Source organism: Nitrosomonas sp. Is79A3 (assembly GCF_000219585.1).
Taxonomy (GTDB): domain Bacteria; phylum Pseudomonadota; class Gammaproteobacteria; order Burkholderiales; family Nitrosomonadaceae; genus Nitrosomonas.
The window spans coordinates 1,446,648-1,469,834 of the sequence record NC_015731.1 but is presented as its reverse complement, the minus strand read 5'-3'; the positions used below and the strand labels follow the sequence as shown (position 1 = coordinate 1,469,834).

Annotated in this window: 19 protein-coding genes; 9 read left to right on the top strand and 10 right to left on the bottom strand. The window is 44.9% G+C overall.

Annotated elements, in window-relative coordinates:
* The first annotated feature begins 70 nt into the window (after window positions 1–70).
* From NIT79A3_RS06640 to NIT79A3_RS06615, 6 genes are all read left to right on the top strand, one after another.
* Window positions 71–817: a hypothetical protein gene (locus NIT79A3_RS06640; RefSeq protein ID WP_013965448.1), complete on the top strand. Its 747-nt coding sequence runs from the start codon at window positions 71–73 to the stop codon at window positions 815–817.
* Window positions 818–1,793: 976 nt separating this feature from the next.
* A complete protein-coding gene (locus NIT79A3_RS06635; RefSeq protein ID WP_013965446.1) occupies window positions 1,794–3,041 on the top strand; it encodes an HD domain-containing phosphohydrolase in 1,248 nt (415 codons plus the stop codon).
* Window positions 3,042–3,168: 127 nt separating this feature from the next.
* Window positions 3,169–3,570 (top strand): hypothetical protein, encoded by a 402-nt coding sequence (locus tag NIT79A3_RS06630; protein ID WP_013965445.1) that lies wholly within the window; start codon window positions 3,169–3,171, stop codon window positions 3,568–3,570.
* Between the two features lie 74 nt (window positions 3,571–3,644).
* Entirely contained in the window at window positions 3,645–4,529 is an 885-nt protein-coding gene (locus NIT79A3_RS06625; protein WP_348225741.1) for an alpha/beta hydrolase, read from the top strand.
* Between the two features lie 277 nt (window positions 4,530–4,806).
* Complete coding sequence (locus NIT79A3_RS06620; RefSeq protein WP_013965443.1) at window positions 4,807–5,319, top strand: DUF3015 domain-containing protein; 513 nt, start codon at window positions 4,807–4,809, stop codon at window positions 5,317–5,319.
* Window positions 5,320–5,332: 13 nt separating this feature from the next.
* Window positions 5,333–7,309: a DUF4105 domain-containing protein gene (locus NIT79A3_RS06615; RefSeq protein ID WP_013965442.1), complete on the top strand. Its 1,977-nt coding sequence runs from the start codon at window positions 5,333–5,335 to the stop codon at window positions 7,307–7,309.
* Window positions 7,310–7,335: 26 nt separating this feature from the next.
* Here NIT79A3_RS06615 and NIT79A3_RS06610 read toward each other — a convergent pair whose 3' ends face one another.
* Complete coding sequence (locus NIT79A3_RS06610; protein ID WP_013965441.1) at window positions 7,336–8,187, bottom strand: alpha/beta hydrolase; 852 nt, start codon at window positions 8,185–8,187, stop codon at window positions 7,336–7,338.
* A gap of 101 nt (window positions 8,188–8,288) precedes the next feature.
* Window positions 8,289–8,912 carry a DUF3465 domain-containing protein gene (locus tag NIT79A3_RS18215; RefSeq protein WP_013965440.1) on the bottom strand — a complete coding sequence of 208 codons (624 nt, stop codon included), beginning with the start codon at window positions 8,910–8,912 and terminating at the stop codon, window positions 8,289–8,291.
* 540 nt (window positions 8,913–9,452) lie between these two features.
* On the opposite strand from NIT79A3_RS18215, the gene NIT79A3_RS06600 reads away from it, so the two are divergent.
* Complete coding sequence (locus NIT79A3_RS06600; protein ID WP_013965439.1) at window positions 9,453–10,118, top strand: hypothetical protein; 666 nt, start codon at window positions 9,453–9,455, stop codon at window positions 10,116–10,118.
* A gap of 947 nt (window positions 10,119–11,065) precedes the next feature.
* Window positions 11,066–11,458: a surface-adhesin E family protein gene (locus tag NIT79A3_RS06595; protein ID WP_013965437.1), complete on the top strand. Its 393-nt coding sequence runs from the start codon at window positions 11,066–11,068 to the stop codon at window positions 11,456–11,458.
* Between the two features lie 245 nt (window positions 11,459–11,703).
* Here the strand turns inward: NIT79A3_RS06595 and NIT79A3_RS06590 are convergent, their stop codons facing one another.
* The 4 genes from NIT79A3_RS06590 to NIT79A3_RS06575 form a co-directional block, all read right to left on the bottom strand.
* Complete coding sequence (locus NIT79A3_RS06590) at window positions 11,704–13,014, bottom strand: hypothetical protein (RefSeq protein ID WP_013965436.1); 1,311 nt, start codon at window positions 13,012–13,014, stop codon at window positions 11,704–11,706.
* 164 nt (window positions 13,015–13,178) lie between these two features.
* A complete protein-coding gene (locus NIT79A3_RS06585) occupies window positions 13,179–13,604 on the bottom strand; it encodes a hypothetical protein (RefSeq protein WP_013965435.1) in 426 nt (141 codons plus the stop codon).
* Between the two features lie 248 nt (window positions 13,605–13,852).
* The gene (locus NIT79A3_RS06580; RefSeq protein WP_013965434.1) at window positions 13,853–15,514 is read right to left on the bottom strand and encodes an amidohydrolase family protein; all 1,662 of its coding nucleotides are present in this window, start codon (window positions 15,512–15,514) and stop codon (window positions 13,853–13,855) included.
* On the bottom strand, window positions 15,511–16,332 hold the full coding sequence (locus tag NIT79A3_RS06575; RefSeq protein ID WP_013965433.1) for a uracil-DNA glycosylase family protein: 822 nt from the start codon (window positions 16,330–16,332) through the stop codon (window positions 15,511–15,513). The genes NIT79A3_RS06580 and NIT79A3_RS06575 overlap by 4 nt, the downstream gene beginning before the upstream one ends.
* Before the next feature lie 648 nt (window positions 16,333–16,980).
* Between NIT79A3_RS06575 and NIT79A3_RS19390 the strand changes: the two genes are divergently transcribed.
* Entirely contained in the window at window positions 16,981–17,919 is a 939-nt protein-coding gene (locus NIT79A3_RS19390; protein ID WP_013965431.1) for a PEP-CTERM sorting domain-containing protein, read from the top strand.
* Between the two features lie 432 nt (window positions 17,920–18,351).
* Here NIT79A3_RS19390 and NIT79A3_RS06565 read toward each other — a convergent pair whose 3' ends face one another.
* The 4 genes from NIT79A3_RS06565 to hemW form a co-directional block, all read right to left on the bottom strand.
* A complete protein-coding gene (locus NIT79A3_RS06565; RefSeq protein WP_013965430.1) occupies window positions 18,352–18,933 on the bottom strand; it encodes a hypothetical protein in 582 nt (193 codons plus the stop codon).
* Window positions 18,934–18,992: 59 nt separating this feature from the next.
* Window positions 18,993–20,963, bottom strand: coding sequence for an ATP-binding protein (locus NIT79A3_RS06560; RefSeq protein WP_013965429.1), 1,971 nt, complete (start codon window positions 20,961–20,963; stop codon window positions 18,993–18,995).
* Between the two features lie 136 nt (window positions 20,964–21,099).
* Window positions 21,100–21,894 carry a formate/nitrite transporter family protein gene (locus NIT79A3_RS06555; RefSeq protein WP_013965428.1) on the bottom strand — a complete coding sequence of 265 codons (795 nt, stop codon included), beginning with the start codon at window positions 21,892–21,894 and terminating at the stop codon, window positions 21,100–21,102.
* Window positions 21,895–21,975: 81 nt separating this feature from the next.
* On the bottom strand, window positions 21,976–23,187 hold the full coding sequence (gene hemW / locus NIT79A3_RS06550) for a radical SAM family heme chaperone HemW (RefSeq protein WP_013965427.1): 1,212 nt from the start codon (window positions 23,185–23,187) through the stop codon (window positions 21,976–21,978).

The following is a 23,187-nucleotide window of genomic DNA, read 5'->3' as shown; positions in this document are numbered from 1 at the left end:
AATCATCGTTATGCTTTCGGCTACGCTGTAGCAAATTTAATTTAGCTGAAATCAAAGCTTCGGAAGAAAAATGAGTATCCCCTTCGAATATTGGTTGCATCACGCTTTTTTTTACGCATTACTCTTTTTAATCCATTATGCAAGTGGGTTATTAGTAATACATCGAGATTTTAAAGTTAACTACACACGAAAAATAAATCATTTCGCATTCTTCTTTCTCCCGACTTTACTGTCGTCATTCATTGAATATAAATATAGTGCAGCAACATTCTTTATGGATATGGTGTGCGCCTTTATTTTTCTGACATTTTTTATCGCGCCATTGCGAAATAGAATTAAGCCTCTTCTTGTGATGTTTCACTCGTTTGACAGACCAGAAGATAGACCGCTGACACTTACTTGGCTTTATACACAATTTATCGCAAGTTTTTTAGTGCTTATCCCAATGTTAGCTTACTTCGAAAGTCACGATATGCTTCCGCTAATTATGATCATAATTATAGCCAATGGTGTCGGTGACGGCCTTGCAGAACCAATCGGTATAAGATATGGGAAACGAAAATATACAACCTACGCATTATTTACTAAAGAAAGATATGTCCGTAGTTATGTCGGCAGTGCTTGCGTATTTGTGACAACTTTTATCGCAATATTAGCGTTTCATCAATATTTCAATTCAATCCAGCTAATTACCGCTCTACTCACAATACCAATTCTGATTACTTTGGCTGAAGCTTTTTCTCCGCATACCTGGGATAGTCCGTTCATATATGCAATTGGAGGCGCTTCACTTATTGGTATTTTTCATGTTTTGTAATGATTGATAGCAATTAAGCTGAGCCAGAACTGATCAATAATTTTGAGCAATACTTTCTCCGGAAAATAATAGACTTAAAACTCATTGTCATTAATGTGATCAATAGAATTAAATCACTTTCATCTATGATGATGACCACCTCTATGGCTGCCGCCCCGATGCTCTCCACCGGAGTGCCTATGCCCGCCAATGAAGTGTTTATGGCCGCTATCGAAATACCTATGTCCACTATCGAAGTGCCTATATCCGCCTACGTAGCCTTGATTTACATAAAATGATGGCTGATATCCGTAACCATATGCAGCACCTCTATAATATCCACCTCCATAATACGGGGTAGCCACACATCCATTCAGAAAAAGAATTCCAATTACAGCAAAAAGGGTAAGAATTCTTCTGGCATACATAAAGTACCTCCACAATAAATCACGCGTTTATAACGCAATAAATACCAAATCAATATTGATATTCCGGTTTCATTGTGTAACCTTTGGGCTGAATGCTGACTGAACACAAATCAAGCCCTATCAAGGAATCTCTTTACGCTAATGCGCCATTTACATGGATAGAATGTGACAAATCTGACGATCATGGATGGGTATCATCGTTCAATTTCAAAACATGCTTTACGATAGAGTCAATATTAAAGAAGTATCGATTTCGGCTTGGTTATTCTCCGTTCAGGATTGGCACTATAGACATAAACAGAAAATTTGCCGCAATGACTTGTTGTTTCATTGAGAAGAAGTAGTGTAAGCTGCAAAATAAATATGAATAACGTGAAAGTCCATGAATGTCGGCGCGAACATGCATGAACAATCTCATAGTCATCTTACACATTCATCTTGAGAGCCTAGCCAGACTGCAACACATTCTGGGCAAAAAACGGCGAGATCTCCACCTATGAATCATAAAATTCTATCAAAACAAAAATTGCCACTTTCTCGGCTTTTAGGTCGGCACGTGTGTCGAAAAGATGGTTAATTCCAACCGTGTTGATTTAGGCGAAGCAACGCTCGCTATTTCTGATGCGGTCGATTTGGTCGGCATCACTGTTCTCCAGCATGGAAAGCGTGTCGCATTCATGGCTTTGGAAACAGCTCGCGCCTTTGGAATCGAAGAATCATGGCAGCGCGAGTTGTTCCGTGCCGCATTAATCCATGACTGCGGCGTCTCCTCTTCGGAGACACACAAACGCCTGGTTAATGAACTTGACTGGGCCGGGTCACGCGAGCATTGCGAACGTGGCTACAAATTGATGTATGATTTCGAGCCTTTTGCCAATTTGGCAGAGTTGATTCTCCACCATCACACCCACTGGGAAAGTCCTCTTCGTCAAGAGATAAAACCCGGAATATTCCTTCTCTCAAACCTGATTCATCTCACTGATCGTGTCGATGCACTCGTCGCGCAGCACCAGGATTCCGATCTGCTCCTCGCCCGCAAATCCATCCTCACACGCATAGCGGCTCTTTCGGGAAGCTTCTTCGATCCTGCCCTGGTGAAGGCATTTCTGGAAACATCTGCCAGTGAGGCATTTTGGCTCACACTGGAATCGCATCATCTCGAGCGGCAAATCAACGAGACCGTTTTACATTTTGCCGACACCCGCGAGCTAACGAGCCCTGAACTCATGCAACTGGCAAAAATCTTTGCTCGAATTGTAGACGATAAAAGCAGATTCACAGCCGAGCACTCAATCGGGGTGTCCCGTCTGTCGCGCCTTCTTGGACAGCTCTCTGGATTACCCGCCAAGGATTGCGAACTACTGGAGATTGCCGGTCTCCTTCATGACATTGGCAAGCTCCGCGTTCCGGACGAAGTGCTTGACAAGCCTGGACCGCTCAACGAAGCTGAATTTGCTGTAATCGAGCGTCATACATTTGAGACGTGGCAAATCTTACGGCGTGTCCGGGCCTTTGATCAAGTCGCCGAATGGGCTTCGTTCCATCATGAATCAATTACCGGTAATGGCTACCCTTTCCACCGGCACGATGGCGAAATCCCCATACAGGCACGGATTGTTGCAGTAGCAGACGTTTTTCAAGCAATGGCACAAGACCGCCCCTATCGTCCGACAGCCGGACCGGACGGTGTTCGTGCAGTGCTTGCACGAATGACTGCTATCGGGCACCTTGACTCCACCCTCATCGCCAGAGTTGAAGCAAACTTCGATGCTTGCTGGGAAGCTGCAACTGGCAAGGAGCGTGTAAAGACAACCTGATATTGATACTGGGCGTATCAATCCAATTTGATTCTAACAAAATCGATCAGTTTTCAGTTAGCATCGGCATAGAAAAGCACACTCCTGTTTAATAAGCCTGATGTTTTGCTAAAAAAGGAGATCTAACATGAGCGACATCAATAAACTGGGCCTCCCCATTGTACTATTGGCAGCATTATGGGGAGCTGTCAGCACCACTTTGAGTTTCTTTGAGATCATTAATGCGCGACGTGACATTATGTTCGAGTTGGTCGATAGGTGCGGATACTGCAGTGATCAAACACTTGGCCCGCTAGAAATCTATTTTACCAATCTCCTCCCGCTTACCATCGGAAACACTATCTTCCTTGGTTTGATATTTTACGTGATTTTATCGATTCCACGCCACATGAAGATTGAAGACAATACCGAAGCCAAACATTTGAAATCGGCCTGTATGATTATCGCAATACTCCCTGCTTTTGGCGTATTCGCTTTTGTTGCCGGCGGAATATTTGACATGGTTATGCTGATTCGGTCTCTTAAATAATGAAAAATTTCTCGACGAAAGCGCTCGCTCTTGTACTTTGGTCTGTGATTTTTAGTTTTGGTGGCTGCGCGGTCATGGATAAAAATATTCCGGATTGGTCACACTATCGTAACCCGGATAAAGTGAATGAGCTGCAGTTGGCATCCAGCAGCATTGGGGAAGGCAATCCCGTGCTACTTATCCACGGTTTCGGTGCCAGCAGCTATAGTTGGCGGCATATTATTGCACCTCTGGCCCAGAAATACCGCGTAATCACCATTGATCTGAAAGGCTTCGGCGAATCCCCAAAACCGCGCGACGATTTATATTCCGTTTACGAACAGGCCAGATTGGTAAGAAATTTCATCGTCGAAAATAACCTGCAGAACATCCACATTATCGGACATTCCTACGGTGGTGGTGTGGCCCTGGTTACTTCGGTATATTTAGCATCATCGCATCCGAATCTACAGAACAGCCTGGTATTGATTGACAGCATTGCCTACCCGCAGGATCTTCCAGATTTCGTAGAGTTGCTTGCTACTCCCGTACTCGGGCCACTATTGATCTACACGATCCCAAACACGATTCAGGTGAAAAGCCTGCTAAAGAAAGTATATTTCAATGATGCACTGATTCCGCAAAGTGCCATAGAGCATTACGCCGGCAACCTGGACAAACCCAATGCAAAATACGCGACACTAACCACTGCACGGCAAATGCTGCCTACCGACCTGCAACAATTCTCCGGCAATTATGCCAACTTGACTATCCCCACTTTGATTGTGTGGAGCAAGGAGGATGAAATCGTGCCATTGGCGATTGGTGAACGCCTGCATGCGGATCTTCCCAATTCAAAGTTGGTTGTTCTTGATGATGTTGGTCACGCGGTTCAAGAAGAGAAGCCATCGCTGTTACTTCCGTATTTGCAACAATTTCTGGATACAGAAACGCGCCGCCCTATTCCAGGCAGTAAATAACAATCTTTGCAGCAAAAGAATCCGGAGCGCAAATCCAAAGACCAAATACCAAATACAAGCAAGTCCGGACAGTTATTCGGCTCTTGACAAGAATAAATATAGTATTTGACAACCTAAGAGACGTTCAGTACATTCGATCTTGTTCTAGTGAAAAGGTTTTTTTCTAGAGCATTTTCTTGATATTTTTGACTTAAAATTTGGTGCTTTAAAACCATTATTGAGTTATTGGATCGTTGATCTGGGTTTGAAGCGATATCACTACTTTATGGAGAGTATTATGGCGCGACATAGTGTGATTGCAATAGCAACAGCATCTTTACTTTTACTCCCTGCTTCTGTTTTCGCCGCTGGATATGGTGCAGCAGGTTGTGGACTGGGTTCGATGGTTATTGGATCAAAACCAGGTGTAGAGCAAGTCTTTGCTGCAACAACCAATGGTACATCAGGGTCTCAGACTTTTGGAATTACATCCGGGACTTCAAACTGCGGTGATCATGGATTAGTAAGCATGAATAAAGAGCGTGAAGTTTTTGCGCAAGAGAATTACACCAGTTTGGTTAAGGAAATGGCGCAAGGTAAAGGCGAGAATCTGTATACCCTCGCCAGCTTATATCAGTGCCCCGCCGACAGTCATCAAGAATTCGGTAAAATGGTTCAGCAGAAATTCGATCATTTAGTAGCGAATGATCAAACAACCTCAACTGAATTACTGAATCAGCTTGAAAATCAACTCACGCATCATCCGAAACTTGCAAAATCCTGCAATATCAAGCTTTCCGCATTAAATTAAGTAAAAATGGCAGATGGATATAGGTGAAAGCCTGTATCCGTTTCGATATTATTATCACTTCTATGGTTCCTTTGTGCAGCCTGCTCGTCTTGTAGCTGGGTTATTATTTTGGTTTTGCTTATTTCCTGTATCTGCTCATTCAAAATATCAGGTCACTACTGATTATCTGGCTGAATTACAACAGCAAACCAGGCAAACAAACCTAGCCGATGAACGTGTCTGGCACTTATTATTAAAGTATAACAAGACACTATTCGGCGGCATGATCAGTGAAGCCGACGGCATGGAGTTTTTTAATTCTCCACAAGGGAAAACCGATCCAGAATCAGAACTGCTAGCGACGCTAGCCAGTTTCTTTGTTCCGCTAACCGAGATTGCAGAAGGCAAAGAGCATCCGCAGTGCAACTTTCCCGCCCGCTTCAAATGGTTGAATCAACAATTAGCATTCGATCCCCAGCGCCTGGAAATACAAACATGTGACCGGCTCGACCGCTGGCTAACAGCTTTAGATCCCGTCGGGGTAACATTAGTATTTGCATCTTATTTCATGAATAATCCGGCATCCATGTTTGGGCATACCCTGATACGCATTGATAGCCGGAGAACGAGCAGTGGTAATAATTTAATGAACTATGGCGCAAACTATGCCGCGATCCCGGATACGGACAATGGGTTTCTTTATGCATTAAAAGGTTTAATAGGCGCATTTCAGGGCCGATTTGCAATTTTCCCTTATTACACCAAGGTGCAAGAATACAATAATTGGGAAAGCCGCGATCTTTGGGAGTATGAGCTTAAGTTTAACCAAGATCAGCTGAATATGATGCTTCTCCACTTATGGGAATTGGGCGGAACCTATTTTGATTATTATTATTTCCAAGAAAATTGCTCATACCATGTGCTTTCTTTGTTAGAGATCGCCAATCCCAATCTGCGATTGAAAGATTCGTTCTTTTTTAGTGTTATTCCGGCTGATACGGTAAAAGTCGTGATGGCGCAGGAAGGATTGGTAAAACAGGTCGTGTACCGGCCCGCGGTGCTCAACCAGATGAATCATAAGCGTTTCAAGATGGTCGATGATGAGAAGCGAATATTACAAGGCATCATCAAAGGAGAAATCTCACCAGAAAGCACGTCCTTCGGTAACCTTTCCACTCAATCACAGGCCCTTTTGTTGAATGCCTACATGGATTATCTCCAGTATCAGAGCATGCAGGAAAAGAGTGACAAAGAAATAAAAATTCCGCATGCCGTTTTGTTAGCCAGAAGCCGCCTGCCGGTTAGCGATGATGAGAATGGTGAAATTACGCGCTTCTCCAATCCGCCAGACCAAGGTCACGGTACGGATCGCTTGCGTTTAGGGATGGGACTCAATTCCCATGAGTCTTTCATAGAATTAGCCTATCGCCCGGCTTACCACGATTTAATGGCCAAAGATGTGGGGTACGACAAAAACTCAGAAATCATTTTTATGGACTTTAAGCTCCGCTATTACTTAGAATCCGAGCGGTTAAGACTGGATCAGGCAAAAATTCTTTCTATTACATCGTTCAACCCCTACGATCCCTTGTTTACCAAACTTTCCTGGCGCGCCGATCTGGAAATCGACACACTGAGAGACCACGACTGTAATTATTGTAATTCCTTCAAAAGCAGTTATGGGAGAGGTATTTCCTATCGGCCAGATTTTTTCTCACCCCTGCTGTTATTTTCTTTCGTTGACTTAAAAACAGAATTTTCCAGTCATTTGAAAGAAAATTACCGGTTAGGTGGCGATGTTGAAGCGGGCGCGTTTTACGATATAACTAAAAATTTGAGAATCAAACTTGCTGCCAGTTATCAGGTTTATATTCTGGGTGAAAATAAGCGCTTTTTCACTTCTCATTTTATAACCCGCTATGCCCTATCACAAGATCTTGATCTAAGGCTGGAATTAAATCGCTATGATCATAATAATGAAGGAATATTTTCAGTCAATTATTTCTTTTAAGCTGCCAAGTCTAATTTAGAGTCTTCCTACGGCCTATCGAGATTTCCTAGAAATAATAAAAACGCATCACGATATTTGCGATCGTGCCGCCAAAACACATCCGTATGCGTTCCATCCGGAATTCTCCAGAAGGTTTTCGGTTCAGCCAATTGTTCAAAAACCTTTTCACCCAGCTCAGGCTCAACAACAGCATCTTTTTGCCCATGGATAACAAGAACAGGAATGGGTGAAATAGATTTCAAATCTGCTGGCGCCCAATGATCGCTTAATAAAGCATAGCTGAGTGGTTGCATCGGCCAAGTGAACCAATTGTGAGACAGTTTAACTCTGGCAATGCGCTGAAAAGACGCAAAGGTACTGTCCACAACGACGAGCTTTAAATTAACCTCAGATTTCTTATCGATCGCAGTACGTAGCGCAACAATACCCCCCATACTTTGACCATAGATAATAATGGGGCCCTCTCGAGATTTATTTTTAACCACCCAATCCAATGCCGCGTAACCCGACTCCAAACAACTTTTAGGGTTAGGTTCTCCTTCAGATAGCCCATATCCAGGATAATCAAAAATAAATAAGTTATAGCCTTCAGCGGTGATCCAGGCCAAATGCAAGTAGTGGGAAGTTAAGTTCTCAGCATTGCCATGAAAAAAAATAATCGTTGCCTTTGCCGGAGATTCTTCTGCGGGAAACCACCAGCCATGAAGCTTTCTTTGGGCGTTATCGGTGAAATAGATATCCTCAGGAGCATATCCCACGGCTTTAGGATCGTAGTACAAACGTCCTTTATTCGGATAATAGAAAACACTTGAACAACTGCTGAGTAAAAATACGCCAGGAATAATCAGAAAAAACAGTCGAGCAAATACTCTTCTCATAGAGACCCCAAGTATTCTGAGTTTGATACAGGCCAGCTTCTAAGTTGAAGCAACAGAGATCCTATTCAAGATTGAAGCAAAACGATCCGATAGATTCGTAATTACTGATAGATTGTATTATTGTGCAGAATCCAACCATTCACATGTTTCCCTTCCGGGTCATGATGTGTCCAATGAATGACCCCGCCTTTATCATTCCATTCGTATTCACCGGAAAATTCAACTTGATCATTTAAAAATAAATTATCAATTCTTGATGACAGATCAATATTATGTGAAATCAACAGAGTTTGCTTTGATTTTAATTCAATGATAAATCTTTGATGGCGACTGTCCTCAAGGTCATCAGACAATATGGCAGCTACTGTTCCGGTTCCATAAACTTGCACATTGCTTTGACCATCAGCAAATAATTGCGCTAATAATTCATCGCTATCCGGTTCTAATGCAACAAAATCTGAAATTACACCCGCTCTTAACAATCCATTAAAAACATCCCCATAGACATAGACTTCTTCGCCTTTGGTTCCAATATAGTTACCGGTATCGGGATAGTAGCGTAGTAAATAATTATCTAACCCAGCAGTTTTTCTTCCTTCCGGACTAAAAAACTCCGGATAAGATTTTTCTGCAAGATCAAATAACTTATTACTATTAACCAAAAGGTTTCCAGCAAATGATATTGCCGGGATGAATGCCAGAAGTAGTAATGTCGTAAATTTCATCGTTATGCGCTCACTCCCGATAAGGTTTATTCTCAGTAACCAGAGGCATAGTTTCTTTAAAAATCTTCAGTTTGTTTGTTACGGCAGGGATTTATGATTCTGTATTGCTGAATACAGAAACAACATATTGAGTATCGGCATATCAAAATATCAACCACCGTCGCCTTGCCTGCGCGCCCATCCTTACGTCCGGTCGCTCGTAAAACGCGACTTATAGAATTTAACTATTTGTCTAACAAGTGAAAAACATCTATAGTTGGCAGTTAATTTTTAATTTTATGTGATTGTAGCCCCCGTGTTACTTGGACGGGAAAAACAAAATGGTGCGTTTATACTTTATACTAGGAACAAATCTATTATTAAGTAATAAGGATTTAGGAAAAAACCTCATCAATTTTATGACATTCCGTTCCAGATTATGAGACATTTTTTGTCGTATATATTACGTTAGGCCTTCGAAAGCAACGCTCGAAACGCGCTGGCTAGTTTAACTTGGCTACCTAATCCAAACCGAATATTTCCTTCTCTATGGGAGATGAAATGACTGACATTACATCGCCAAAGAATGCAGTGCCAGCGTCGATCTCATTTGACGTGAAGTACATGCAAAAGGGCAAGCACAGCGTCATACTAATACTTCCAGAGGCTTATCACGCCCCTATCGGCCTCATAGTCGCCTACTGGGGGAACTTCGAAGTCATCTTTGATTCATGCCTCGAAGGACTCATCATAGGCGAAATCGATGATGGCAAGGTAAGAGAAACTAAGGGATGGAAGCATAAGGGATTCAAAAAAAGGCGAGAGCTGTTCAAGGACATTTGTGATGAATGGCTTGCAAGCTGGGATCCAGCTGCCGCCGCGAAGCTGACGTCGATCATTGACTCCGCGTCCCATCTACATTCGCGTCGCAACCTGATTGACCATGGAACTTACGGCTACACAATTCCCGCCCAGAGCTCTATTGCCAAAGGCTGCTATGCCTATAGCAACGCAACAGAAGAGAAGATGCCATTCGACGAACATATTCTAAAGAAGATATACCACGACATCTCTCATACAACAGCTAATTTGGTAAGAACGTTCAGCTCTTTCGGAAAAGTTGAGGGGCAGTTCCACACCTTACCAGACTCAGAGATACTACGAATCTACCGTGAGACGACACACCCATGGAATCCAAACCCGGCAAAGCGACCAACCGAGCTCTAACCCAAAGCCGCACACCATATATGGATCAACTTCAACTGCGGTTAAGTCTCAAATGCACCCAAAACAACTATACGAACAAGCATTGATGCACATGGAACGCACGGGTTCACGGATTGGCTAAACGAGTGCCTCAGCCGCAGAGTGTCCCCTACAAGGACGGATTTGTCTTTCATTGACCGCAGAAACATTTGGTGATGATGAGCTGTTCGCTACCATCAAAGACTTCTCCGCTGAGTTCGTGCGAATTTCAGGTAAGGATTATCAGTCAAAAGAGTGGGATAAGACTTAACAAGTCATTCCACCAGACCGTCAAAAAGCTGCGCTTTTTGTCGTCCGCTGAATTCGCACGCTAGGTAAACATACGAAAAGAGACGACGACATCATCAAAGCTTTGGAGTATGTGAATGTCAAACCGAAATCTTAGTAAACCAGTTACCAGATTTGTCCGCATTGGTGAACCATTTATTCATGATCACTTAATCGTTCTGACCCAGAACTGTATCGAACAGGCGGTTGAAAACTTTCTGCGTTGCCACTGCGGTGTAAAAGCAGGCCCAGATGCTTATTTATCATGAACAAACTGCGCTTTCTCGTCTATTTTTGCCTTGCATCGGCTGCCTCGTATACGTTTTTCAACGGCCCGATAATGGGAAATTAAAGTAGGCGGCTTAATTGCCACTTAATTGGTAATTCAAATCTTTTTTCTTCTGCAAATTGAACTCGGAATTTTGTCTACCTCACACCCATTGCACTAACGCAACGATAATGTATAAATCCATCTGCGGATTGGCCTGATAAACACCATATTTACAATGTATCCCGCTACGTTATGCTATTCGTACAGGGGCTGTTATACTTCAGTGAGTGCCTATAAAAAATCAATGCGCAATTTAGCTCTCTGCGTTGCAACAAATTTCATCCTGATAATAAGAATCGAAAAATAAACTGTGAAAAAACTACTATTAACTTTAGCGCTGACTTTCGTAAGTACCAGTACGTTGGCTGAATGGACCAGGGTGGGCGAAAGTGATAAGAAAGGCGGTTACACAGCCTACGCTGACTTAGCCTCTGCTCGCAAGGTAGGAGATAAGGCTAAAATGTGGGCTTTATTTGACTATAAAATAGTGCAGAAAGTCTCCGGTGTGGAATTTTTATCTGAAAAAATCCGGCGCGAATACGACTGCAAAGAAAAGCAAATGAGAATCCTTGCTTACTCATTATTTGGCTGGAATATGGAGAGTGGCGAGCTTATTCGCTCATATAGCCAACCCCAAAAATGGGAAGCAGTACAGCCTGGAAGTATCGATGAAATGGAATGGAAAGTAGCTTGCGGGGAGTAAGTCTTTGCTACCCCGCAAACATAAATATCAGTCATTGAATGCAATGTAATTCGCGTTTGCTTGTTATACCACAAGCTCTATTTATTCCTCACGGGCCTACAGCCGTCAGATTCCAAAGAATTACCGCCCCCGTTCTCTCCCTGAATTAAGTACGCATAAGCTGCATAAAGAAACGGCATTTCTTTGAGCCTGACAATTAAAAACAGATCCTTACAAAAATCTCCTGTCAAAAAACTTCCGTTTTCCTATTTACGCCCGGCCAGGAACGTGGCTAAGGTTTGCTCATAGGTCGCCAGATCAACCGGATTAGGCAACAGCTCAGCGACCCGGTTCGCGGCCAACGGGTTCTGATTGGCCAGATAGTAAGAAATACCAAAAGCGGCTAAAGCTTCGCCAGGAGTGAAGTTGCAATGCTCATAGCGATTGATCGGCATGTTAAAGCGATTACTTTGATTCCCGGCTGCGGCTAATTTTCGCCCGTACAGCGGCTCGTGCCAGTATGGCACCTGCTGGTCTTGCAGTGTGTGCAGCGTGACCAGTGGAATGTGCAAATCCCCGCCGGTTTGGTAGTAACTCTCCAGTTCAACCGATGCTGCTTCATCGGCTGCTACCCGTTGCGCCGATTGATTCAACAGAAAATCATTATCGGATCCTCTGTAACGCCGGGTTATATTGTCAAACGGGTTGCCACCCAGCTTTTCCTTTGCATCGTTGGTGCCAAACACGTTGTACCACAGTGCATCCTCTACGGAAGTATGCAACGATCCCAGATAATCGTTGGGGTCATGCGGCATCTTGGTAACTTTTACCAGTTGGTCTAATTTACTCGCATTTTCAGCGGCAAAAATGATTGGTTCCATTTGCGCCCAAATATCTGGCCAGTTTTCAATAACTGCCGGGGGAATACTCGTTAGATCGCTCCCTAGTAGCACGCCAAGATCGGGGAAAAAGTAGTTAAAAATTACGCGCACATCCCCAAAGTAATTAATCTGACGTTGAAAATCCCCAATCGGAGCGCACATCGCCAGACCCGAAACAAAGATATTCGGATATTGCTCGGTCAGTAAGGTGGTAACGAGGCCGCCCTCGGAAGCGCCGATGATGAGAACGCGGTCAGGTTTGCCCTTCTGCGCTGTGTAAATATCAACCAGATCCAGAATTTCTGCCACGCCTTGCTTTATCGCCAGACCATTCACACTATAGCTCGTTGTGGCAAAGCCAAAGCCCAGAGCATTGGTGATATCGGGAATGCAAAAGCTGCCAATACAAAGCTGAGATTCTGGAATCTCTATCGGGTTCGTAACATCCACATAGCCGTGAGCCCAGATGACCAACTGGTTATTGTAGCGCGCGGCGGGCGGCATGCAAATGCGGTAAATGGCGCCACTATCCTGCCGGTTATCGGGATCACACGCACTTAACCCACTGCTCAAATCAGTAACAGATTTATTAGGTTTGTGCTGGTTCGCTGTGGCAGAAGCTGCCGTTGGACCGGTTACAGCAATGCTGACCAAGGTAAAAACCAGGATCCAAGCCAAAAGTGAAATTCGTTTCATCGGGAACACCTCTTACAGAAATGTATGTGAATGGATTATAGCTAATTTCGATTTGTTGCTAACAGGTATTTCTTAAGCCATTTGATGGCGCGAATTGTGCGCTATGATCGGAATAACATTATTGCGGAGCAGCAATCAGTACGCAATCAGGAAAACTCACGTCATTACCTCTCTGAGTGGCTTGGATTGAGTAGAGCCTCAGATGTCATGCCCGAATGCGACTGTAGTTGAGGAAATATCACACGTTCTTCATAACGCACATGCGCGGCAAGCAAATCGCCAAACTGGCGCAGACGCATATCAGGCTCCAGTAAACAAGGGCCGCAGGCAAGCGCATGCAATTCCCCATGTTCAGAAAGAATACGCGCGACAGCCTCCGGATCCAGTGCATCTGCCGCAAGCCGGATCAATTGTTCTTCTTGCGCAAAGTGCGCAACCAACACCGCATGCCAATGCGCTTCAATCCGTTTCAGTGCTTCTGAATGAGCGATGTTGTCATTAGCATCCGCTGCTTTCCGGGCAGCACGTGCCATTACCAGCGATGTATGGTGTTCACGTGATAACGAAAGCAAAGCGCCAGTTCTGGGCATGTTGTATCGAGAAAAGGATTAAAAAAACAAACTTGCAAGACTGCCTGCGATCTTTGTACGATCGCTAATTATTTTATGTTGTATGCTGGGACAGTCAACATTCGACCCATTCTTCAGTGGAAGACGCATTCTGATCAATTAGGATAGTGCTTTCAACCCAAAATCAAAAGAGCCGATTGGTCTTTCTTCGTTGCGACTTGCCGCTGACGCCCAATTCACACTGATCGGGATTTATATAAACAAGTACATCAATACAATGTCTTAAGGCCGGTTTTCACATAATCTGGAAGATTAATCTGATTTTCGATTCGATCGAGAAATGTTGAATCGTCAGCAACCGTTAGCGGATCCAGTTTCAGCGGCACGACGATTTCCGAAAGCGGCGCCGCCGCGCGCTCTAACCCGCGCGATGCGCCCGTGAGCTCGCGCTCACCCGGCAGTGGTAGCCGCGGACGCAGATCCATCCCGGAATCTTCCAATTCATCAAGGGCGAGAGTCCATTCTTGCGTTACTGCCAGTGCACTTGCCAGCTTTGTTAGGAGCGTGCGATGCTTTGTTTTAGGTTGCTCTAACTCACGCGCCAATTCCGGCAACCGGAGAAGTGCTTCACGAAGCATACTCGTGGCCGTTTTTAATGAGAGATTTCCAACCGATGGATCAGCCGTTTCCTGTTGCAAGAAAATAATCCGCTTTAATCCCCCGATTCTCAGCATCTCGCCTACAGCTCCCAAACGCCGCATCAAACCGGAGATTCCATAACGTGCAACGCCATTGATCATAACCAGACGAATAGCAGTTTCTTTAGCCTGCAAAATACTTTCATAAGGATCGCCAGACTCCTTCGATATGACGATAAGATCGGCACGCTTGCCTGCTTCAAGCGAACCAAGCACAGCTTCCCATTGCAAAATTGAAGCGGCATCCCGTGTCGCCATGGCAACAATATCACGATCACTGAACACAGACCCCATCGCTTGACTGACCAACCGGGCTACTTTGAGTTCTCCCAAAAAATTCTTGCTCCCCGAAGGCGACCAATCGGAACCGATACCGATTCGAACCCCAGCCTCTTTTGCTGCTTTGATCTTTGCGGTTTCGCCATACAACAGCAAATTGCTCATCGGAGACCAAATCATGGCACCTTTTTCTTTTCCGAGGGTGTCAAAATCCTTTTCTTTTAATCCGGCACAATGAATCCCGGCCAACTGCTTATTAATCGCCCATTTTTCATCCGCAATTTGAAGGGATTGGAAATGTTTATTTGCAGTTTCATCGACGCCTTCACTTAAATGGAGCAGAAAACAAGTGGCTTTTTGCAGACGTTCGAAGAACCGGTTCGCATTCTTGGCTTCGACATCGGCAACTCTGGTATCCGCTTCCGGTAGCGCTTTTTCATCAGTCTGCTCCACATTCCGCACGACGCCACGATAAAAGCGGCGAATCCCGGCATTACTGAATAACTGTATCCCTTGGCTGGCCGTCACTCCCCCAAGCAGGCTCTTGCATTCCACATAACGAATGAGCGCTGGCACCAATTCGGGTGATTTCCCAATAATCTGCATCGGACCGCTAATCAACTTGCGATAGGCAGGAATTCCCGACCATTGGTCGCGATTGCTGTATTGCTTCGGTACATCCCAAAGGCACAGCGCGTTATACGCCAAGTGATTGTGCAGCTCTATCAGACCGGGATAGATTGTCCCGCCAGTTTTAACCACCGGCACATCCTCAAACCCTGCCGGACAGGATGCTTGCGCTTCATTAACCGCGACAATGCTGCCTCGATCAACATAGATCGTTCCATTCAGAATCACCCGGAACGAGCTGTCCATCGTGACAATCCGCCCGCTCAACGCACATTTGCGGCCCATCAACGGATCAATCGGATCTATACGCGCTGAGGTACTCATAATTTTGGCACCAATCCTTTCGGAACAGTAATCGTAATATTGCGCCGCTTGGCGTTCACATCAGCTCCCGCACGGCGCGCCCAGTTATCGGATTCCCGCATCCATGCCGGAAGTCCGGGTGGAAAATCAAATTCGGGAATAAGAACTTTATCTCCCGGTTGCCACGATTCGCCATACGGTATTAGCGCTTGCACCCGATCCGGATGTTGGATCGCGGCGTGGAGTGTTTGCAGCGCGGCATTCCATTTGGCCAGCATTGCCTTTGTGGCTACGCGCAATTTTTCCTTATCCCCGTCTGAAGCGCTTTCCGGCTGAGTTGGGTGCGTAATCGGCACATACGTCACCGCGGCACTCTGACCATCCCGTGTGGCAGACCATGTTTTCCAAGCTTCGTCAGCCAGCATCCCGAGGGTAATGACGGCTTCAATCTTCTGACCAACCAACAGCGCTTTTAACCAGCGATGCCGGTAATCAATGATTCCCACGGCTTTTTTGTTTTTTGCACTGACGCTTCCATACACGCTGTACAAGAATGTATTAATCATGACGTAACTGCGATCGATTCCCAGCTTCGCCAGAAACCCTTGAATCCGCTGCCCCGCCTCACCAACCAGAATCCGCCGCACAACTGCTTCGTTTTGCGCCGGATCTTGTCCGATCAGAAGAACACGTGGTGATCCATCCAATCGCCCCCGATGAAAGATCGGCCCCCATTCCACACGAAAATTCTCGATTGGATAAACAGCGGAATCAGGATAATTCTCGCACAGGCTTTTAAACGGCTCTTCTATATAACCAGGATCGAATGGATGTGCCATCTCTGTCTCTCCTTCACTGATCTATGAGATTCCATTCTAACGCGCTTTTTCTGAAAAAAAATAAAAGATACCGCAAATTTTTTTGTATGAACGAAATAGTATTAGCATGCACCATCTTGTTTGCAAATTAAGAATTAGGACAAATGTCCTAAAAAACAGTGAGCATCTGACAACAGCATTAAGTGACTTGAACAGTTAATATAAGCCGTTAATATTTAATATTTATTTAAATATAAGCAGAATAGAGTTTATTTTTTATTCACACGTATGCAGAAGGTGAAAATTATGAAACTTTGAGCCGCTTGCAAAATTATCCAACGACAAGTGAGATAAGTTTAATAAAGACTCCTTGCAAGTCGTTTTTATATATAAAAATATCTGAAAAATAGGCAAAATGCTTATTCTTTTATTAAACTGGAAGGCCTAATATGATTAATAAGGATTGGTATTTGGAAAATTATCTGATTAGATGAGGGAGTCTATGAATTTGGGATCTGCCAAAATTGATACTGAAAATCAATTATTAGAGTTAGTACCTGAATCGTATGGGCGTTTATTTTCTGTATACATCCGAATCGCTAAAAAGCCTGGTCGGTGTCCCGCAGATGCGGTGCATCTTAAATAAACTTCTAAAAGGAAAAAGAGATCATGAAACAAATGAAATGCTATACCCTCGCGCTTGCAGCTACTGGTTGCCTCATAGCAACTATGCTGCCAGCGCAAGCGTCTGTCGTCTGGGGTAACAGTGCTAGCTCTGGGAACGTAAACTTGGAAGCCTTCGACACAACGACGGGGCTTCTCGTTCCAGGTCAGCAATTCCTCGTTCCAAATCCCATAGCCGTAAATGACAACGGTCGTGGCGTTGCAGTTCTTGGGAATGACATATACTACACGACAGCTAGTTCGGGAAACATATACAAGACCAACGCGATCACGCATGCTGACTTGGGTATCGTGGTGAACACAGGTTTCAATGGGATTGCAAACATCGCGACGGATGGCACATACCTGTATGCTAACGACTACCAAGCCACTAACGGTGTTATCAACAAGTACACTACCGCAGGAGTTCTTGCTGGTTCAATCACTCTGACCGGTCCGGATGCCGTTGGCGCTAATTCGCGCGACGGTTTCGAGGTGCAAAACAATCCGAATATCTTAGGGGGAGCTACGACCTTCATCGCTAACCGTTATGATGGAGGTTTTGGCCCGACGAATGGCAGTATTATCGGAGCCTACGACGTTTATGACAGTAATGGAGTCGAGATAATCTCGGGTTTTATTACTCCGAATGACCAAGGGGTTGGCGGCGCTACCGGGATTGCTTTTGACGGCACTAACTATTTTGTTTCCGACATCTTCAACAACAGATTGCTCGAGTACTCTGGCCTTGGTGTTTACATGACGACCATTGACCTATCGGGTATCCCAAACCCCTATACCGGGCGTTTACTAGAAGACCTCTCTGCCGTTGGCAACACCATTGATAACCCCCCACCAGTTCCAGAACCTGAAACCTATGCCATGCTACTGGCCGGACTGGGCTTGTTGGGTTTTATAGCACGCCGCCGGAAAGAAAACGCTTAATTTGATTTTATTGCAACTCCAACTAACCCCGCTACCAGAACGGGGTTGGTTTTTTTCTGATTGAGAGATCAAGAAAATTCTCAATCATCACCACTTCAGGGAGTTTCTGAATAACTTACCTTTGTCATTCCGAACACAGTGAGGAATCTTTTGGATTAGACAACATAGATTTCTCGCTATGCGGAAATGAAAGTTATTCAGAAGCTAATTTATATGCATAAAGCTTAATTCCGCAGAATCGGAATCAGAAAGCACAGATACAATTGTGGAAAAAGCGCAATCTATTGTGGTCCCCTGATAAAACCACGAGGAATCGCAAGTTCATTTTGAACTAAAAACAAGCCTTATTCCAATTACAGATAGAAATGGCAATAATTATATTAGTTTAATCTATTAAAAACAATTAGTTATATATTTTATATGTTTGCATGTCTATCGAGAATTGGAATTACGCCTACAAATAGTTACAGTTCGCACAATGGAGGTTCCATTAGCAGTACCAATGATTGCATCATCTTGTTCTTCTTGCTCTCCATAACCCCAAACTTCTTTCAGTACTTGATTGGCAATTTCTATCGGGAAAAGCAAAGCGCCAGGAAAAAGTTGCTCTGGCCAAACTGACTCCGTAATAAATCTATTTTCTAGAACTCTCATATTCAGTAAAAAAACCTTGGAATCCAATTCGAGTAAATCTTCGAATTCAAATTTCAAAACATCATCCCTATCGGAGTTATAACTAATTTCATCTTGATCCAATAACCAGAGTTCATCCAATTGAAATACAAGCTCTCTGAACATTCGTGTTGTTAGAGGAGTGTTGCCATGAGAAATTATGAAGATATCCTCGGCGACTGCACCTAGATTCAACAATATTTTACTGGACTCTAAAGATAAACCATCTTGCTGCCGGAGAACAGTTACTTGTTGATCAGCCCATGTTTTCAGCACATCTGCAGAAACAGCAGGAATAGCAACACTACGATCTAAACGATCCAGTTGATCACCAACAAGCATTCCAGACAAGTTCGAAATGGTACCGCCAAATAACCCCCCTACTGTAATTACACCTTTTCTTAGTCCAGAAAAAAACCATCCTCATGAATTGCACACCTGCCCAAAATCTTATTATCTTTATTCACCATGGCAGTTATCCCGTCTGAAACTGCAGCAAGACTTCTTAAGAAATTTTCATAAGAAAACAAACCTGGACTAACAACAGGTATTAATCTCTCAAGTAACTGCTCGGGTTCAATTTGGCGCCAATCTCCGGCAGAAATCGTTTTTATTTTCTGATTTAGCCCCTCTTTCGTCCAGACATCTACTTCCAAAGCCGGCGCAATTGCACCAACGATTTGAGAAAGCGAAAAAGGAATATTTTCCCTTTTAGATCCAAAAGAAAAGCTGAGCGAGCTCCGAACAACAGAAAGTAGTGCTTTTTTATCCTTAAGACAAACAGAAATGCGAGTTCCAGGGCGACGCAATTTTTCACTACTTAATGGCGGACGCAGAATAGAGCGTAAGACCAGTCCTTTGGGAAATTCCAACACCCACTGATTCTCAGCATCGTCAGGATGGGAATCATAACGACGTGTGGTTACCTTGACGTGATCACCCAGCATAAATACCGCAAAAAACCCAATCCCAAAACGACCTACTGCATCAAAACCGGAGGCAGCAAGCCCAGGCCATTCACTACGCAACGAGGAGTCACGCCAAAGTGAGCGGCCAAAATCTAGAAGAATCTCAGTCAAAACATAACGGCTCATACCGATACCGGTGTCTATTACATGAAGCCAATCTTCACCGCCGTGCTGCTCCAATTTAACTTCAATAGATCCATCGTTTTCTTCTAATCCACCAATTGCACGGCAGGCAAACACTGCATCGCGGGCATTCTGCAACAATTCTCTTAGAGCCAAATACGGTTTATCACCATATAGTTTGGCACCCCCGAAACGCTCAACCACCGATTTGACATTACTGATTTGTAATGAAGCATTGACAGGATGCCAACCTTCAGTGGGAACATGACGCGAGAAAGCTTCTGGTGTGCGAATTCCAGCAACCTCGTGAGCTACAAGTGGATCTAGTTGATGATCTCGAAGCAAGTGATAAGCTGCAGACAATTCTTGATCCACCAGCCTGGCGGCGTCATACGCAAGCCACCAAGCATCTTGTTCTGCAGCTGGAAAGGGGTTACTTGTAAATAAAAGTTCTTTCCGATTAGTATCACAATGGGGTTGATGTAAACGTGCCTGGAACTGCCAGTGGTCGCGAGAAATCAACTGTGGCTGATTCATGGCAAGCAATAATCGAGGAGCTCGTTTGGCATCAATATGCGCAGCATCAGCAACCCGTAACAAAATTGCTACCTTAAGCATATTGACTGTCCAGTTAGCTGGTGCCAGATTTACCGGGGCAGACACATTTTGCCGTGCAAAAGACTCAAGTTCATGGGGATTCGACCAATGACTTTGGGCTATCACACCAATAATATGGCCATAAGCTTCGCGCAATTCGTCGTGGGGAAACAAATGAAAAGGTGCTCCGCCAATTGTATCACTCCAATTGGCGAAAGCCAATCGGAGCGCCCGTTTGGGATGAAGTACCCGCAAAGTATCAAATAAAACAACCTGGAAAGCCTCTGAACCTTCAACAAGCTGCTCTGGACTATACTGTCGTTGCGCTACAGCATCCCGCCACTCAGTCGTTTCGCGCAATTCATTAATGCCACCAGTAAATGCTGCACGACAATGTGCCGCATCATGTAACAGAAATGCTCCACCAAGCACGAACACTTCGGCTGGGTTCAAGGGATAATTGGGACCAGAGATTTCAGAAGCAATACGCCATAAGGAATCTACATGCGTAATATCATGCAGCGTAAGAGACGGTAATTCACTTTGAATTTGCTGAAGCAGCAAAGCCACTCGCGCACGAAAATCACGATAAGCTTGAGCTAGTTTGTCTCGTTGATTATTAAAATCATCATCGCGATGTGTAAAAGCATTCTTCCAGAGAGAAGATTGTTCGTAATCATTCATAACTCAATCCCTCAACTAATTTACATTGCTGACCCAGTCTGCTCCTAAAAATTGCTGATAGGTATCCCAAAAATACAAAGCTTATTAACTCTAGAAAAATTATTAACCAATTTAAGGAATGCTATATTTATTTAATTCAATCCACCTTTCTATAGCTCCAATACAACATAAACCCGGTAAAAATCATCCCGCCAAACAAATTCCCCGCAAGCACCGGCAGTCCGTTCCACAACCACCAATCCACGATGGTGATATCCGCGCCCAGTAGGATACCGGCGGGGATCACGAACATGTTGACGATGGCGTGTTCGTAGCCGAGGCCGAAGAAGGTCATGATAGGCAGCCACATCGCGGCGATTTTTCCAATGGTGGCGGTGGAAGTGAATGCCATGACGGCGCCCAATGTTACCATCCAATTGCACAGCATCGCACTGGTAAAGGCGGTGATCGTGCCATCCAAACCGAGCTTGGCGTATTCAAGTGTTTTGGTTTCTGCGATGGCGATGGTTCGTTGCAGCGCGGGGATGGTTTCCGGGTCGATCGTTCCCATTTTGGTCGCGACGATGCAATACAAATACGCATAGGTGACACTGCCGATCAGATTTCCGGTCAGCACCCAGGTCCAGTTCCTGAGCAAATGACTGAAGGGTGTTCTTTGATCTTTGACCGCAATCGGAATCAGCGCGAAATTGCCGGTTGCCAATTCCAATCCGAGCAGAACGATCATGACAAAGCCCACCGGAAACACCAAAGCGCCGGCAATACCCCAGCCGGTTTGTGTTGCCGTCAGAATCGCCAGCGTGGTGGCATAGCCGAGAAAGGCACCTGCCAGAAAACCACGAATCAGCAACTGCTTGACCGGTAGACTGGCTTTCTTAGCCCCTGCCTGTAACATGTTTTCGACAATTTCTTCCGGTTTCACGTATGCCATGGCATTGGCTCCTTTTGCAAATAACTTCAAATCAGAAGCGTGCGATTTTAGCGCATAATCGCGCTGAACCGATGACGAGCGTTATCCCGGGTTTGGCGTTTCAGGCAAAAAAAGCTGCAGCAGATCGTTGAGAAAGCGCCTGCCTAAGACGGTGGGTTTAATGCGGTGATTATCATGCACCAGCAAGCCGCGTTGTTCGGCTTCATCCAATTGTTTCTGAACGGCGGCAACCGGTAGGCCGGTACGTTCTTGAAATACGGCCGTTTCAAATCCGCCGGTGAGCCGCAATGCGTTCATCATAAATTCAAAACCCCGGTCTGCGGGAGTCAGTATCTGCTGCGTCTGGATTAACGACTCTGCTGCATTGGCTTTGGACAGATACTCCTTCGGTTGCTTAGTGCGCATCTGCCGCACAATCTTATCGGCAAAACTGATTTTGCTGTGCGCGCCCGCGCCAATACCGAGATAGTCGCCAAATAGCCAGTAATTCATGTTATGGCGTGACTCCTTCCCTGCCCGTGCGAAAGCCGAAGTCTCATAATTCCGGTACTGATGGCTTGCGGTCGTTTGCTCTATCATCTCTTGCATCGCCGCAGCTTGCTCATCATCGGGAAGATTGGGGGGAAAGCGGTGAAACAGCGTATTCGGTTCCAGCGTCAAATGATAAGCGGAAATATGCGTGACGCCGAGAGAACACGCCATTTCAATATCAGCTTGCGCTTCTTCCAAGGTTTGACCGGGCAATGCGTACATCAAGTCGAGATTGATATTGTCGAAATTCTTTAACGCAATCTCCACCGCACGATGCGCTTCCTGGTCATCGTGCACACGCCCTAGCGCCTTTAAATGCTGCGCATTAAAACTTTGTATGCCGATCGACAAACGGTTGATGCCTGCGGCACGAAAATCGGCAAATTTTTGCGCTTCAAATGTTCCGGGATTGGCTTCCAGAGTCACTTCGGCAAAATGTTCCAGCGGCAACAATGTGCGCACTGCCGTCAAGATTGCATCAATCGCTTTGGCGCTAAATAAACTGGGTGTACCGCCGCCAAAAAATACGCTGCTGAGCCGCCGCCCCCAAACATCTTGCAGAGCAAACTCGAGATCTCGGATTAATGCTGCAACATATTCTTCCTCCGGTGCCTGGCTGCCCTCCCCGCGAATTGCATGCGAGTTAAAATCGCAATAAGGGCATTTCTTCAGGCACCACGGAATATGGATATACAAACTTAGCGGCGGCAATGACTTGAGCTTGGGTGATTGCGAACCGAGGATCGATGCCGGTGAAATCAT